General features: G+C 69.5%; 16 protein-coding genes. 8 read left to right on the top strand and 8 right to left on the bottom strand.

Annotation, left to right across the window (positions count from 1 at the left end; translation table 11 throughout):
- Nucleotides 1-189 precede the first annotated feature (189 nt).
- The 4 genes from rplU (at nt 190) to proB (ending at nt 3,429) form a co-directional block, all read left to right on the top strand.
- Nucleotides 190-501, top strand: coding sequence for a 50S ribosomal protein L21 (rplU, locus tag ABGB19_RS23305; protein WP_347688352.1), 312 nt, complete (start codon nt 190-192; stop codon nt 499-501).
- A gap of 43 nt (nt 502-544) precedes the next feature.
- Nucleotides 545-802, top strand: a complete 258-nt coding sequence (gene rpmA / locus ABGB19_RS23300) for a 50S ribosomal protein L27 (RefSeq protein WP_067226446.1) — start codon at nt 545-547, stop codon at nt 800-802.
- Between the two features lie 84 nt (nt 803-886).
- Nucleotides 887-2,332, top strand: coding sequence for a GTPase ObgE (obgE, locus tag ABGB19_RS23295; protein WP_347688351.1), 1,446 nt, complete (start codon nt 887-889; stop codon nt 2,330-2,332).
- Nucleotides 2,326-3,429: a glutamate 5-kinase gene (proB, locus tag ABGB19_RS23290; protein ID WP_347688399.1), complete on the top strand. Its 1,104-nt coding sequence runs from the start codon at nt 2,326-2,328 to the stop codon at nt 3,427-3,429. Before obgE ends, proB begins: the two co-directional genes overlap by 7 nt.
- Here the strand turns inward: proB and ABGB19_RS23285 are convergent, their stop codons facing one another.
- The 4 genes from ABGB19_RS23285 to ABGB19_RS23270 all read right to left on the bottom strand — a co-directional run bounded on the left by ABGB19_RS23285 (nt 3,430) and on the right by ABGB19_RS23270 (nt 5,992).
- Nucleotides 3,430-4,086, bottom strand: coding sequence for a hypothetical protein (locus ABGB19_RS23285; protein WP_347688350.1), 657 nt, complete (start codon nt 4,084-4,086; stop codon nt 3,430-3,432).
- Between the two features lie 8 nt (nt 4,087-4,094).
- Nucleotides 4,095-4,931: an NAD-dependent protein deacetylase gene (locus ABGB19_RS23280; protein ID WP_347688349.1), complete on the bottom strand. Its 837-nt coding sequence runs from the start codon at nt 4,929-4,931 to the stop codon at nt 4,095-4,097.
- A 22-nt stretch (nt 4,932-4,953) separates the two neighbouring features.
- Entirely contained in the window at nt 4,954-5,349 is a 396-nt protein-coding gene (locus ABGB19_RS23275) for an Hsp20/alpha crystallin family protein (protein WP_347688348.1), read from the bottom strand.
- 103 nt (nt 5,350-5,452) lie between these two features.
- The gene (locus ABGB19_RS23270; RefSeq protein ID WP_347688347.1) at nt 5,453-5,992 is read right to left on the bottom strand and encodes an isochorismatase family cysteine hydrolase; all 540 of its coding nucleotides are present in this window, start codon (nt 5,990-5,992) and stop codon (nt 5,453-5,455) included.
- A gap of 43 nt (nt 5,993-6,035) precedes the next feature.
- Here ABGB19_RS23270 and ABGB19_RS23265 point away from each other — a divergent pair, with 43 nt between their 5' ends.
- Nucleotides 6,036-8,090 carry an NAD(+) synthase gene (locus ABGB19_RS23265; RefSeq protein WP_347688346.1) on the top strand — a complete coding sequence of 685 codons (2,055 nt, stop codon included), beginning with the start codon at nt 6,036-6,038 and terminating at the stop codon, nt 8,088-8,090.
- A gap of 3 nt (nt 8,091-8,093) precedes the next feature.
- On the opposite strand, the gene ABGB19_RS23260 is transcribed toward ABGB19_RS23265, so the two are convergent.
- From ABGB19_RS23260 to ABGB19_RS23245, 4 genes are all read right to left on the bottom strand, one after another.
- Nucleotides 8,094-8,699: an isoprenylcysteine carboxylmethyltransferase family protein gene (locus ABGB19_RS23260; protein WP_347688345.1), complete on the bottom strand. Its 606-nt coding sequence runs from the start codon at nt 8,697-8,699 to the stop codon at nt 8,094-8,096.
- An 80-nt stretch (nt 8,700-8,779) separates the two neighbouring features.
- Entirely contained in the window at nt 8,780-9,607 is an 828-nt protein-coding gene (locus ABGB19_RS23255; protein ID WP_347688344.1) for an enoyl-CoA hydratase/isomerase family protein, read from the bottom strand.
- Complete coding sequence (locus ABGB19_RS23250) at nt 9,604-10,485, bottom strand: ribokinase (protein ID WP_347688398.1); 882 nt, start codon at nt 10,483-10,485, stop codon at nt 9,604-9,606. The genes ABGB19_RS23255 and ABGB19_RS23250 overlap by 4 nt, the downstream gene beginning before the upstream one ends.
- 47 nt (nt 10,486-10,532) lie before the next feature.
- Nucleotides 10,533-11,213: an HD domain-containing protein gene (locus ABGB19_RS23245; protein WP_347688343.1), complete on the bottom strand. Its 681-nt coding sequence runs from the start codon at nt 11,211-11,213 to the stop codon at nt 10,533-10,535.
- A 147-nt stretch (nt 11,214-11,360) separates the two neighbouring features.
- Between ABGB19_RS23245 and ABGB19_RS23240 the strand changes: the two genes are divergently transcribed.
- Genes ABGB19_RS23240 through ABGB19_RS23230 form a run of 3 tightly spaced genes read left to right on the top strand, consistent with a single transcriptional unit; the run spans nt 11,361 to nt 14,977 of the window.
- The gene (locus ABGB19_RS23240; protein WP_347688342.1) at nt 11,361-12,608 is read left to right on the top strand and encodes a glutamate-5-semialdehyde dehydrogenase; all 1,248 of its coding nucleotides are present in this window, start codon (nt 11,361-11,363) and stop codon (nt 12,606-12,608) included.
- Between the two features lie 46 nt (nt 12,609-12,654).
- Nucleotides 12,655-13,530, top strand: coding sequence for a MoxR family ATPase (locus tag ABGB19_RS23235; RefSeq protein ID WP_347688341.1), 876 nt, complete (start codon nt 12,655-12,657; stop codon nt 13,528-13,530).
- 1 nt (nt 13,531) lies between these two features.
- Nucleotides 13,532-14,977 (top strand): VWA domain-containing protein, encoded by a 1,446-nt coding sequence (locus tag ABGB19_RS23230; RefSeq protein WP_347688340.1) that lies wholly within the window; start codon nt 13,532-13,534, stop codon nt 14,975-14,977.
- Nucleotides 14,978-15,035: the final 58 nt, after the last annotated feature.

The raw sequence follows: 15,035 nt of genomic DNA, 5'->3' as shown, positions 1-15,035 counted from the left end.
CGCGGGCGCCCTGGCGACGAGCCGTGACCTGCGGTGATTTGACCCTCGCGCGGCGTCTCAAGTAGCCTTGAGCAGTTGTCGCCAGGCTGTGGACCAAGCGAGTCGGCGGCAGTCGGAGATTCGGAAAACCCAGACATGCGCAGCAGCGACTAGCGCGCGCCCAGTGAACGACGTAGGAGCAGCAACACGATGGCGACGTACGCAATCGTCAAGACCGGCGGCAAGCAGTACAAGGTTGCCGTCGGCGACGTGGTCAAGGTCGAGAAGCTCGACTCCGAGCCGGGTGCGAACGTCTCGCTGCCCGTCGCGCTCGTCGTGGACGGGGCGAAGGTCACCACCGACGCCAAGGACCTGGCGAAGGTCTCCGTGACCGGCGAGGTGCTCGAGCACACCAAGGGGCCGAAGATCCGCATCCACAAGTTCAAGAACAAGACCGGCTACCACAAGCGGCAGGGCCATCGCCAGCAGCTGACGGTCCTCAAAGTCACCGGCATCAAGTGATGAGCCGTCAGGCGAAGAACAGCTAGCTCAGAGGGGCGAAGACATGGCACACAAGAAGGGCGCATCCAGCTCTCGCAACGGTCGCGACTCCGCCGCGCAGCGGCTCGGCGTCAAGCGCTTCGGCGGCCAGATCGTCAAGGCCGGCGAGATTTTGGTGCGGCAGCGGGGTACTCATTTCCATCCCGGCACTAACGTCGGCCGTGGCGGTGACGACACCCTGTTCGCCACCGCCCCTGGGGCCGTCACGTTCGGCTCCAAGCGCGGCCGCAAGACGGTCAGCGTTCTGCGACCGGAGGCGTAACTTCCTGCCGCGAATGTGAAGCTACTGCGAATTCTCGGCTGAATTCTCGCGGTAGCTTCACACTCGTCACCGAAAGGAAGTCCGATGCCTCGGTTCGTCGACCGCGTCGTGATTCACGCGAAGGCGGGCAACGGCGGTAACGGCTGCGCCTCGGTTCACCGCGAGAAGTTCAAACCGCTGGGCGGACCCGACGGCGGCAACGGCGGACGGGGCGGCAGCGTGGTGCTGGTCGTCGACCCGCAGGTCCACACGCTTCTCGACTTTCACTTCCATCCGCACGTCGTCGCGCCGTCGGGCAAGCAGGGCGCGGGCAGCAACCGTGACGGAGCCGCAGGCGCCGATCTCGAGGTCAAGGTCCCCGACGGCACCGTCGTGCTCGACGAGAACGGCCGGCTGCTCGCCGACCTCGTCGGCGCGGGCACTCGGTTCGAGGCCGCCGCCGGCGGACGCGGCGGGCTGGGCAACGCCGCGCTGGCGTCGCGGGCCCGCAAGGCGCCCGGCTTCGCGCTGCTCGGCGAGAAGGGCCAGGTTCGCGACCTGACCCTGGAGCTCAAGACCGTCGCCGACGTCGGCCTCGTCGGGTTCCCGTCGGCGGGCAAGTCGTCATTGGTGTCGGTCGTCTCCGCGGCGAAGCCGAAGATCGCCGACTATCCGTTCACCACCCTGGCACCCAACCTCGGCGTGGTGTCCGCCGGCGAGCACACCTTCACCGTCGCCGACGTTCCCGGCCTGATCCCGGGCGCCTCGCAGGGCCGCGGGCTGGGCCTGGACTTCCTGCGGCACATCGAGCGCTGTGCGGTGCTCGTGCACGTCGTCGACTGCGCCACGATGGACCCGGGCCGCGACCCGATCTCCGACATCGACGCGCTTGAGGCCGAGCTGGCCGCCTACACCCCGACGCTGCAGGGCGATTCGGTCCTGGGTGACCTCGCCGAACGCCCGCGGGCGGTGGTGCTGAACAAGATCGACGTGCCCGACGCCCGCGAGCTGGCCGACTTCGTCCGCGACGAAGTCGCCCGCCGCTACGGCTGGCCGGTCTTCGAGGTGTCGACCGTAAGCCGGGAAGGCTTGCGGCCGTTGGCTTTCGCGCTGTGGGACATGGTGTCGGCATACCGCAAGACGCAGCCCGAGGTGGTGCCGCGCAGACCGGTCATCCGGCCCGTGCCGGTCGACGAGAGCGGATTCTCCGTCGAGCCCGACGGCCACGGTGGCTTCGTCGTGCACGGCACCCGGCCCGAACGGTGGGTGGCGCAAACGGATTTCGACAACGACGAGGCGGTCGGCTACCTCGGCGACCGGCTCGCGCGTCTCGGTGTCGAAGACGAACTGCTCAAGCTCGGCGCGCGGCCGGGGTGTGAGGTCACCATTGGGGACGTCACGTTCGACTGGGAGCCGCAGACCCCCGCCGGGGTCGACGTGCCGCTGTCGGGCCGCGGTACCGACGCGCGACTCGAGCAGACCGACCGGGTGGGTGCCGCGGAGCGCAAGGCCGCACGACGCGAGCGCCGCAAGCCCGGGGTCGAATCGTGAGTGTGTACCGCGAAGCCGTCCGCACCGCGCGCAGCGTCGTCGTCAAGATCGGTACCACCGCGCTCACCACGCCGTCCGGCGTGTTCGACGCGGCCAGGCTGGCGACGCTCGCCGACGCCATCGAGGGCCGGATGAAGGCGGGCTCCGACGTGGTGATCGTGTCGTCGGGCGCGATCGCGGCCGGCATAGAGCCGCTCAAGCTGTCCAAGCGGCCCACGGACCTGGCCACCAAGCAGGCCGCGGCCAGCGTCGGGCAGGTCGCGCTGGTCAACGCCTGGAGCGCGGCGTTCGCCCGCTATGACCGCACGGTCGGCCAGGTGCTGCTCACCGCGCACGACATCGCGATGCGGGTGCAGCACACCAACGCGCAACGCACACTGGACCGGTTGCGCGCGCTGCACGCGGTCGCGATCGTCAACGAGAACGACACCGTGGCCACCAACGAGATCCGGTTCGGCGACAACGACCGGCTCTCGGCGCTGGTGTCGCATCTGGTCGGCGCCGACGCGCTGGTGCTGCTCTCCGACATCGACGGGCTCTACGACGCCGACCCGCGGAAGGGCAACGCCAGCTTCATCAGCGAGGTGAGCGGTCCGGAGGACCTCGACGGCGTGGTGGCCGGTCGCGGCAGCCACCTGGGCACCGGGGGGATGGCATCGAAGTTGTCGTCGGCGCTGCTGGCCGCCGATGCCGGCGTGCCGGTGCTGCTGGCCGCGGCGTCGGACGCCGCAACCGCGTTGGCCGACGCTTCGGTGGGCACGGTGTTCGCGCCGCGGCCCGAGCGGATGTCGGCGCGCCGGTTTTGGGTGCGCTACGCCGCCGAGGTGGCCGGGGCGCTGACGCTCGACGACGGGGCGGTCCGCGCGGTGCTTCGCCAGCGGCGCTCGCTGCTGCCCGCAGGCATCACCGCGGTGTCGGGCCGGTTCTACGGCGGCGATGTCGTCGAGTTGCGTGCGCAGGACGCGACGATGGTCGCGCGCGGCGTGGTGGCCTACGACCACACCGAACTGGCGACGATGCTGGGCCGCTCGACGGTCGACCTGCCGCCCGAGTTGCGCCGCCCCGCAGTGCATGCCGACGACCTGGTCGCCGTCTAGTCACACCCGGAGGCGGTCCTGCAGCTTGACCAGCATCGACTTGATCTGCTCGGCGCGCTCGTCGGCCCTGTCCATGACGTCGTCGTCGGCGGGTAGCACCGACACCCCATGTGCGCGGGCGGTCGCCTCGAAACACTGCCGCACGGCCGGATCGGCGAGGATTACCGCGGCGAGCATGCCGGGCGTCAGCTCGCGGGTGCGTAACAGGCCGTCGTAGCGGACCTCGGCGGGGATGCGGATCTCCAGCGCCCCACCCTCGAGTTGCTGCTTGGCGGCGGCCAACAGCAGCGTCAGCGCGGCGCGCGAGATCGCGCCGAGCACCGTGCGGCGGAACGGAAACCACGGCAGGGGCAGCTTGTCGATCTGCTTGTCGACCCCGCCGGTGAACAGGTACTCGATCAGGCTGCGGGTGCGGACCTCCTCGACGTCGGCCCAGTCGACGCGGTCGCCGTCGAACTCCACGGAGTCCTCACTGATCGCCACCCCGCCGAAGTGGTTGAGCTTGCGGACCAACCAGTGCAGCCGCTTCGGCGTCAGCGAGTGGTCGGCGACCATATCGCCGACGCCCAGCGCCCACCTGCCGGAAACGGGACCGGGATCGGGCCGTCGTCGCTCGAGCAGCGTCTGCAGCCAGGAGGCATCGTCTTCGTCGGACACGTCGACATTCAAGCCGAATTCGCCACGGCGGGCAGTTCGTCGACCAATAACGCCAGCATGGGCGAGCAGCCGTTGTCGACTTTCACCGTCGCGAGGTCGTCGCCGCGTGTCGGCCCGCGGTTGACGATCGCGATCGGCCTGCCCGCGGCCGCGGCGTGCCGGACGAAGCGGTAGCCGGAGTACACCGTCAGCGACGAGCCGGCGACCAGCAAAGCGTCGGCCGCGTCGACGAGTGAATACGCCTGCTCCACAAGCTCTTTGGGCACACTTTCGCCGAAGTAGACGATGTCGGGTTTGAGCATCCCGCCACACCGCGCGCAGTCGACGATCCGGAACGACGCGGTGTCGCCGACGACGGCGTCGGCGTCGGGCGCGACCGCGAGGCCGCCGACGGACTCCGCGCGCCGGGCGAACCCGGGGTTGGCGGCCTCCAGCAGATCGGCGAGCGCCGCCCGCGACATCGTGTGCCCGCAGTCCAGGCAGATCACCTGCGCGTACGTGCCGTGCAGGTTGACGACGTTGTCGCTGCCGGCCTTGGTGTGCAGCAGGTCGACGTTCTGGGTGATCAACCCGGACACCACCCCGGCGGCTTCCAGCGCGGCCAGCGCGCGGTGCCCGGCGTTGGGCAACGTCGCGTCCATATGGCGCCAGCCCAGGTGGTTGCGCGCCCAGTAGCGCTGCCGGAACACCGGGTCGGAGGTGAACTGCCGGATCGTCATCGGATTGCTCGGCGGCGAGTCCGGTCCGCGGTAGTCGGGGATGCCCGAGTCGGTGGACATGCCCGCTCCGGTCAGCACCGCGATCCGGCGACCCCGCAGCAGGGCGACGAGTTCCGGTGCGTCCACCCCGTCGAGGGTATGCGTCGACTCAGCCGACGGGCTGTTCGGCCTGGTCGTGACCGTTGTGCGCGGTTTGGACCCCGTCGTCCCCGTCGTCCCCGTAGTCCTCGTCGGCACCCGCGGGCAGGGCGACGGTGCGCTCGAACGTGCCGTACACGAACTCCGAGCGACCGCTGGGCTCGCTCGGCTCCCGGCGCGAGGCCCTGACGGCCAAATGCCCGTCGCGGACGGTGACCTCGAGATCCTCGATCGGGTCCACACCGGGCAGCTCGGTGCGCAACAGGTAGTAGCCGTCGCGCGTCTCGTCCGCCATCCGCAGGACGCGGTTGTCGGAGAACAGGCCGGCGAACGACCAGCCCGCGAAGAGTTCGGACAGCTCCGGCAGCAACTGCCGCGATTGACGTTGGGAGACAGCCTTGTTCACGGTTCCTCCTGGATTCGGTCCGCCGATCACGATGCGCGCCGAAGGGAAAATCGCCGGATCCTGCACGGTGCCGGAGAGCGAACGGCAGACCAACAGAAGGCCGTCAGTCCAAGCACTCGGCTGCACTGCGGATTTCGGCGCTCATGTTGCTCTTCATCATCGTCAGCGCCGCGTCGCTGAGTTCGGGATCGATGTGGGCGACCGCGTCGGGCGGCACCACGACTGGGAAGTGCCGAACGTAGGCGTCCAACGCGGTGTAGAGGATGCACTGCTCGGTGACCTGTCCGGTCAGGACGACGCGGCGCGGTTCCAGTTGACCGAGCAGGTAGGCCAGCGACGTCGCGTAGAACGCACTGTGGCGCACCTTCGTCATCAGTTGGCAGCCCTCGACGGGCACGATCGGTTCCACCAGATCCGGGCGCTCGCCGTCGAGCGCCGCCCGGACGAGGTCGCCGAACTGCGCGGTGAAGTCGCCGTAGTTGTCGTTGACGTAGATCAGCGCGACGTCGTCGCGATCACGCGCCTCGGCCACGAGTCCGGCGAGCGGGTCGATGATCTCGGAGACGTTCGGCGCGAGTTTCTCGGCGTCGGGGTGGCGATAGGTGTTCATCATGTCGATGACCAGCAGGGCGACATCACTCATGGCCAGTTGCATACCCCGTTCGAGTTTCGGGCAACAATGAGGCATGGACTTCTACTCGGCGTATCGCCAGGGCTTCGTCCGTGTCGCCGCCTGCACGCACCACACGACGCTTGCCGACCCGCGCACGAACGCCGACTCGGTGCTGCGCATGGCGCGCGACTGCCACGACGACAGCGTCGCCCTCGCGGTCTTCCCGGAGTTGACGCTGTCGGGTTACTCCATCGAGGACATCGTGATGCAGGACTCGTTGCTCGACGCGGTCGAGGACGCGCTGCTCGACGTCGTGACAGCCTCGACCGAATTGATGCCGGTGCTGGTCATCGGGGCACCGCTGCGGTACCGCCACCGGATCTACAACACGGCGGTGGTCATCCACCGCGGCCGGGTGCTCGGCGTGGCGCCGAAGTCGTATCTGCCCACCTACCGTGAGTTCTACGAGCGCCGCCAAATGGCCCCCGGCGACGATGTGCGCGGCGCGATCCGGATGGGCCGCGACGGTGAGTGGGCCGACGTGCCCTTCGGCCCCGACCTGCTGTTCACCGCGACCGACATGCCGGGGTTCGTGCTGCACGTCGAGGTCTGCGAAGACATGTTCGTGCCGATACCGCCCAGCGCGTCGGCGGCGCTGGCCGGCGCGACGGTGCTGGCGAACCTGTCGGGCAGTCCCATCACGATCGGGCGCTCCGAGGACCGATGCCTGCTGGCGCGCTCGGCGTCGGCGCGGTGCCTGGCCGCCTACGTCTACGCCGCGGCGGGCGAGGGGGAGTCCACCACGGATCTGGCGTGGGACGGCCAGACGATGATCTGGGAGAACGGCGAATGCCTCGCCCAGTCCGAGCGATTCCCGAAGGGGGAGCGGCGGTCGGTGGCCGACGTCGACCTGGAACGGCTGCGCGCCGAACGGATCCGGATGGGCACGTTCGACGACAACCGCCGCCACCACGCCGCGGCCACGGATGCGTTCCGGCGCATCGAGTTCGCGCTCGATCCGCCGTCAGGTGACATCGGGCTGCTGCGGGAGATCGAGCGGTTCCCATTCGTGCCGTCGGATCCCGAACGGCTGGAACAGGATTGCTACGAGGCCTACAACATCCAGGTCGCCGGTCTCGAGCAGCGACTGCGGGCGCTGGACTATCCGAAGGTGGTGCTCGGCCTGTCCGGTGGCCTCGACTCGACACACGCCCTGATCGTCGCCGCGCGCGCCATGGACCGCGAAGAGCGGCCGCGCAGCGACATTCTCGCGTTCACCATGCCCGGCTTCGCCACCGGCGACCGCACGAAGGGCAACGCCCTGCGGCTGGCCGAGGCGTTGGGTGTGACGTTCGCCGAACTCGACATCTCCTCGACCGCCGAGTTGATGCTGAAGAACATGGACCATCCGTTCGGGCGCGGCGAGAAGGTCTACGACGTCACCTTCGAGAACGTGCAGGCCGGGCTGCGTACCGACTACCTGTTCCGGTTGGCCAACCAGCGCGGCGGCATCGTGCTGGGCACCGGTGATCTGTCCGAACTGGCGCTAGGCTGGTCGACCTACGGTGTCGGCGACCAGATGTCGCACTACAACGTCAACGGGGGCGTGCCCAAGACCTTGATCCAGCACCTGATCCGCTGGGTGATCGCGTCGCACCAGTTCGACGACGCCGTCAACGACGTCCTCGAGTCGGTGCTCGACACCGAGATCTCGCCGGAGCTGGTGCCGGCCGGCGAGGACGAGGAGATCCAGAGCAGCGAATCCAAGGTGGGTCCGTATGTGCTGCAGGACTTCTCGCTGTTCCAGGTGCTGCGCTACGGGTTCCGGCCGTCGAAGGTGGCGTTCCTGGCCTGGCATGCGTGGAGTGACCCGCAGCGTGGCGACTGGCCAACCGGGTATCCGGAGAGTAAGCGACCGGCCTACTCGCTCAAGGAGATTCGTCACTGGATGCAGGTGTTCGCACAGCGCTACTACTCGTTCGCCCAGTTCAAGCGTTCGGCGTTGCCCAACGGACCGAAGGTGTCGCACGGCGGATCGCTGTCGCCGCGTGGCGACTGGCGGGCGCCGTCGGACATGACGGCCCGCACCTGGCTCGACGAGATCGAGCGCGAGATACCCGAAGAGTAGGGGTCAGCGCCGCAGGCCGACCCCGGGGACGAAACGCCCCACGCCCGCCAGGTATTCGCGGTACCCGTTGCCGTGCGTGACCAGCAGGTACGGTTCCTCGACCACGCGCACCTGCAGTTCGATCGTGACGATCAGCAGCGCCAGGCCGACGAGGGCCAGCGGGTTCGGCGTGACGGCAGCCAGTCCGACGGCGAAGACGATCATCGCGCTGAAGACCGGGTTGCGCACCCAACCGAACGTCCCGCTGCGGACCAGGGTGGTGGTCTCGTCGGCGTCGACCCCGATCCGCCAGGAGTCGCCCATGTCGACCTGGGCGTAGAGGGTCGCGGCGATTCCCAGCACGGCCAGGACTGTGCCCACGATGTTGACCCACGGCCGGTCCAGCGGCGGCAACGGGGCCAGGACGCCCAGTAACTGCAGGATCGGCGCGAAGACCGCCGCGGCCATCGCCACGACGAAGCCGACCCCGGCGAACCATTCGACCGACAGCGGCCTACCGCTGATCCCGCGAAACCCCGTCGACCCGGTCCGGCGACGTTGTGCCCAACTGCGCCAACCGAATCCGAGCACGGCGAACACCGCGAACAGGATGAGTGCGATGACGGGCATGTGCGCTCCTCTCAATCCTCGGTCGCGACTTGTGGCGCCGCACCGGCGGTGAGCGCCGGTAGCGCTGCTCGAATCGCAACCTAGAGGCGGCCCTCGACGCGCAGGTCGGGGTGCACCCAGCTGGGGGAGCGCCGCTCCTTGAACGAGCGGAACCCCTCGATGATCTCGGGTGACGACAGGCTGGCCTGCATGCCGATGCGGTCGAACAGGCCGAGGTAGCTGTCCAGGCTGGACTTGACCAGGCTCCTGGCGCCAGGCGCGGTCCGGCAGCACTGGCCGAGGACGTCGCGCGCCGCGTCGAGCAATTCGTCGTGCGGGACGACGCGCGCGACCATGCCCCAGTCCTCCGCCTCCTGCGCGGTCAGCGTCCGCCCGGTGAACATCAGGTCGCGGGTGCGCACCGGCCCGATCAGCCGCGCCAGCATCTGGCTGTAGTAGGTGTCCGCGATGCCGCGCAGGAGCTCGGGCACCCGGAACGTCGCCTTGTCGCTCACCACGGTCATGTCGCTGCACAGCGCTATCTGCAGGCCGCCGCCCTGACACAGCCCGTTGACCGCCGACACCACCGGCTTGACCGACTGGCGCAGCGTCTCGAACGGGGTCACGTCCATGCCGAGCGCCGAGCCGAAGGTCAGCCAGTTGTCGGTGCCGTCCCCGCCGCCCATGTCACCGCCGGGGGCGAACACGTCGCCGGTGCCGGTGATCAGCAGACCCGCGAGGTCGGGGTCGGCGTCGACGTGGCGCACCGCGTAGCGGATCCCGAAGTACATCGCGGGCGTCATCGCGTTGCGGGCCTGCGGCCGGTCGAGCCGGCACACCCCGAACGGGCCCTCGCGGGTGAACTTCAAGTACGGGGTGCCGAGCCAATCGCCTTCCGGCGGACGCGGTGCGGTGCTGGTTTCTGTCATCGATGTCCCTCGGTTGCCTTTCGGTCGGCTACAGCATCGTCGATGGCCTCGGCGTACGGCGCGCAGTCCCCCGCGCCAGGGACCAGTGTCGACAGGGCGGCCGCGGCGCAGGCGCGCCGCAGCGCCGTCTCGTGGCCCTCGAGCCAATGGGCGGCGAGCACGCCGGCGAACACGTCGCCCGCGCCGGTCGTGTCGACCGCCTTCACTGCGGGAGCGGGCACTCCGAAGCGCTCGTCGTCGCCCAGATAACTGGCCCCGCGGGCGCCCCGCGTGATCACCAGGTGCGGCACCGGCCAGTGCCAATGGCCCGCTTCGGTCTCGTTGACGACGACGACGTCGGCGGACTCGGAGAGCGCCAGCAGGTCGTGCGGCGCGGCGCCGGCGGGTGATGCGTTGACGATGACGACCGCGTTGGCGGCGCACGCGGCCCGTGCCGCGGCGATGGCGGTGGGGACGGGAATCTCGAGTTGCAGCAGCACCACGTCGCTGCCGGCGATGACGGCCCGGACGTCGGCGGACTCGACGCTCAGCTCGGCGTTCGCGCCGGGTGCCACGACGATCGTGTTCTCCGCCGAGGAGTCGACGAAGATGACCGCCGATCCGCTGGAGCCCGGAAGGGTGACGACACCGTCCAGCCCGACGTCGTTGGCGCGCAGGTGGCCGCGCAACTGGTCGGCCGCGGCGTCGCTGCCGAGCGCGGCGACGAGTTGCACCGAGGCGCCGGCGCGGGCGGCCGCGACCGCCTGGTTGCCGCCTTTGCCTCCGGGTGAGGACGACAGCCCGGATGCGAGCACGGTCTGGCCGGGCCGGGGCAGCGTGCGCACGCTGAAGGTGAGGTCGGCGTTGACGCTGCCCACCACACATACCCGGCTGCACACCCGTGCCACCCTGGGGACGTTAGGGAGCGCGTCGCGCTAGCACAACCTCAGGTGTCCGCACGGGTGGGCCGGTCGCCCCAGCCGGCGGCCTCGACGACGTCGAACCACGTGAGCGAGCCGCTCTCCGGATAGTGCAGCCGGTGCAGATGGTCGGGGAAGGTCAACGGCAGCCCCTTGGCCGGGTTGTCATGCACCTGCCGCGCGATCACCCCCGCCAGGGCGTACCCCAGGTCGTGGCGAGGCCAGCTCGCGTGCACCCGATCGGCGAAACCGGGCCGCAGCCGGTCTCGCCCCTGGCCGACGATGTCGGCGGCGATACCGCTTTGCGTCAAGCCCTCGACGACGCCGAACCGGGGAGCCAGCCCGGGGCTGGTGTGCAGTGCGATCGCCGTCCAGACGGTTGTCGCGCGGGCCTCGTCCATGCCCCGGTCCCGGAGGAAACCCGCGGCGGCGTCGGCCCCGTCGACCTCGAACCGCTGGTCTCCGTTGGCGTACTCGGTGACCCCGAGATCGTGCAGGACGCACGCCAGGAACAGCAGCTCGTCGTCGTAGTCCCGGCCGGCCAGGGCACCGGTCACCGCGGCGAGCTCGCGGGCGAACAGATAGCTGCGGACGGTGTGGTGGTAGACGAAGTCCGGCGAGACCTCCGCAGCCAACCGCCGGGCCGCCTGCGCCAGCGTGGTGTCCGGCAGGTCGAACGATGCCTCGGTGCGGTCGGTGGTGGTCACGGTCGTCCTTTCGTCGGTGGTCTCGAGGATGTCGCCGCAGCCGCGGTGTGGCCAGTGGCCTGAAGGACACGTACCCCTCAGATCCGGCCATCGGTCTCCCGGACCCTGGCCTCAACGCGCCGAAGGAACACCCGATACGCTGGACTGATGACTGTGCAGGCGCCAGCAGCTGTGGACTTGCGCGGGCAGGTTCACGACGCCGCCCGCCGCGCTCGCGTCGCCTCGCGTGCCCTGGCCACGCTGAGCACCGACGTCAAGAACCGCGCTCTGAACACGGCCGCCGACCACGTCCTCATGTCGACGCGGCAGATTCTCGAGGCCAATCAAGCCGATCTCGACGCCGCGCGTGCGGCAGGCACCCCCGAGGCGATGCTCGACCGGCTGGCGTTGAACCCGAACCGCATCGATGGGATCGCCGACGGGTTGCGCCAGGTGGCCGGCCTGCCCGACCCGCTCGGCGAGGTCCTGCGCGGCCGCACCCTGCCCAACGGCCTGCAGCTGCGCCAGCAGCGCGTGCCGCTGGGCGTGGTCGGCATCGTCTACGAGGGCAGGCCCAACGTCACGGTCGACGCCTTCGGGCTGACGCTGAAGTCGGGCAACGCGGTGCTGCTGCGGGGCAGTTCGTCGGCGGCGAGGTCCAACGCGGCGCTGGTGACCGCGTTGCGCGCCGCCCTGGCCACCGAACTGCTCGAGGTGGACGCGGTCCAGCTGCTGCCCAGTGACGACCGCTCCAGCGTCACCCATCTCATCCAGGCGCGCGGTCTGGTCGACGTCGTCATTCCGCGCGGCGGCGCCGGGCTCATCGACGCGGTGGTCCGCGACGCGACAGTGCCCACGATCGAGACCGGTGTGGGCAATTGCCATGTCTACGTTCATGAATCGGCCGATCTCGACGTCGCCGAGCGCATCCTGCTCAACGCCAAGACGCGCAGGCCCAGCGTCTGCAACGCGGCCGAGTCACTGCTGGTCGACGCGGCCATCGCCGAACGTGCGGTGCCCCGGTTGATCAAGGCGCTGCAGGACGCGGGGGTGACGGTGCACGCCGACCCCACCGAAGACGAGCTGCGCGCCGAGTTCCTGTCGATGGACATCGCGCTGGCCGTGGTCGACGGGGTCGACGGCGCGATCGCACATATCAACGAGTACGGCACCGGGCACACCGAGGCCATCGTTGCGACGGACCTTGCCGCTGCACAACGCTTCTCCGAACGGGTCGATGCCGCGGCGGTGATGGTGAACGCGTCGACGGCGTTCACCGACGGCGAGCAGTTCGGCTTCGGTGCCGAGATCGGCATCTCGACCCAGAAGCTGCACGCCCGCGGACCGATGGGTCTGCCCGAACTGACGTCAACCAAGTGGATTGTGTGGGGAGACGGCCACACCCGCCCGGCCTGAACAGGAGACCGATGAGCGCTTGCGCGAAGAGAATTGGACCCAGCACGTGAGCGTCCCCGCACGTCCCGCGCCGCTGTTCGCCGACATCGACGATGTCGCGCGCAAGCTGGCCGAGACCGGCTACCTGCCCGACACCGCCACCGCGACTGCGGTTTTCCTCGCCGACCGGCTCGGCAAGCCGCTGCTGGTCGAAGGCCCCGCAGGCGTCGGCAAGACCGAACTGGCCCGCGCGGTGGCGCAGGCGACCGGGTCGGGGCTGGTGCGGCTGCAGTGCTACGAGGGTGTCGACGAGGCCCGCGCGCTGTACGAGTGGAACCACGCCAAGCAGATACTCCGGATCCAGGCGGGCCACGGCGATTGGGACGCCACCCGCGACGACGTGTTCTCCGAGGAGTTCCTGCTCTCGCGCCCGCTGCTGACCGCGATCCGCCGCACCGAGCCGACGGTGCTGCTGATCGACGAGACCGACAAGGCCGACATCGAGATCGAGGGCCTGCTGCTGGAGGTGCTGTCCGATTTCGCGGTGACGGTGCCCGAGCTGGGCACCATCAGCGCCGAGCGGGCGCCGTTCGTCGTGCTCACCTCCAACGCGACCCGCGAGCTGTCCGAGGCGCTCAAGCGCCGCTGCCTGTTCCTCCACATCGACTTCCCCGACCCTGACCTCGAGCGGCGGATCCTGTTGTCGCGCGTGCCGGAACTGCCCGAACGGCTGGCCGACGAGTTGGTGAAGGTGATCGGCGTGCTGCGCGGTATGCAGCTCAAGAAGCTGCCGTCGGTGGCCGAGACCATCGATTGGGGCCGCACCGTGCTGGCGCTGGGCCTCGACACGCTTGACGACGCGACCATCGCGGCCACCTTGGGTGTGGTGCTCAAGCACCAGTCCGATCAGATCAAGGCGGCCGGCGAGCTGAGGCTGAACTGACATGGCCGTCCGCCGGACCCGTCCGCCGCAGCCGCTGGCGCCGCACGGCCTGCCGGGCCATCTGGTCGGGTTCGTCGAAGCGCTGCGCGCACAGGGCATTTCGGTAGGGCCGTCCGAGACCGTCGACGCGGGCCGGGTGATGTCGGTGCTGGGCCTCGGCGACCGGGAGGTGTTGCGCGAGGGCATCGCGTGTGCGGTGCTGCGCCGTCCGGATCACCGCGACACCTACGACGCGATGTTCGACCTGTGGTTCCCCGCCGCACTGGGCGCCAGGACCCTCGTGCTCGACGCCGAGGACGCCGACACCGACGATCAGGGCCTGCCGCCCGAGGACATCGAGGCGATGCGCTCGGCGCTGCTGGACATGCTCGCCGACAACGAGGACCTGGCCAACCTCGACGAACGGCTGGCGGCGATGATCGCCCAGATCGTCGAGGCCTACGGCCGGTACAACTCCAGTCGCGGGCCGTCGTACTCGTCGTATCAGGCGCTCAAGTCGATGAACCTCGACGATCTCGAGGGCCGGCTGTTGGCCGGGTTGCTGGCGCCGTACGGCGACGAGCCCACACCCACGCAGGAGCAGATCGCCAAAGCGCTTGCCGCGCAGCGGATCAACCAGCTGCGCAAGATGGTCGAGGCGGAGACCAAACGTCGCACCGCCGAGCAGCTGGGTCGCGACCACGTGCAGATGTACGGCGTGCCGCAGCTCACCGAGAACGTGGAGTTCCTGCGCGCGTCCGGCGAGCAGCTGCGCCAGATGCGCAATGTGGTGGCGCCGCTGGCACGCACACTGGCCACCCGGCTGGCCGTCAAGCGGCGGCGCTCGCGCGCCGGCGAGATCGACCTGCGAAAGACGTTGCGCAAGTCGATGTCCACCGGCGGCGTGCCGATCGATGTGGTGCTCAAGAAGCCGCACCCGGCCCGGCCGGAACTCGTCGTGCTCTGTGACGTCTCCGGCTCGGTGGCCGGTTTCAGCCACTTCACGCTGATGCTCGTGCACGCGCTGCGCCAGCAGTTCAGCCGCGTTCGCGTGTTCGCCTTCATCGACACCACCGACGAGGTGACCGAGCTGTTCGGACCCGACGCGGACCTGGCGGTGGCGGTCCAGCGCATCACCCGCGAGGCCGGGGTGTACACCCGCGACGGTCACTCCGACTACGGGCACGCGTTCGTGTCGTTCATGGATCGCTGGCCGAACGTGTTGTCGCCGCGCAGTTCGCTGCTGGTGCTCGGCGACGGCCGCAACAACTACCGCAACCCCGAGCTGGAACTGCTGGCGCACATGGTCAACTCCAGCAGGCATGCGCACTGGCTGAATCCCGAGCCGAAGCACCTGTGGGGCAGCGGCGATTCGGCGGTGCCGCGCTACTGCGACGTCATCACCATGCACGAATGCCGCTCCGCCAAGCAGCTGGCGTCGGTGATCGACGAGTTGCTGCCGGTCTGATCCTCGCCGACCCTCCCGTAAGCTGGCTATTCGTGGCTTCTCGACGCAGGCTGGGCGT

The sequence above is a fragment of the Mycobacterium sp. B14F4 genome (assembly GCF_039871645.1).
Lineage (GTDB): Bacteria > Actinomycetota > Actinomycetes > Mycobacteriales > Mycobacteriaceae > Mycobacterium.
This window is presented reverse-complemented; position numbering and strand designations above follow the sequence as displayed.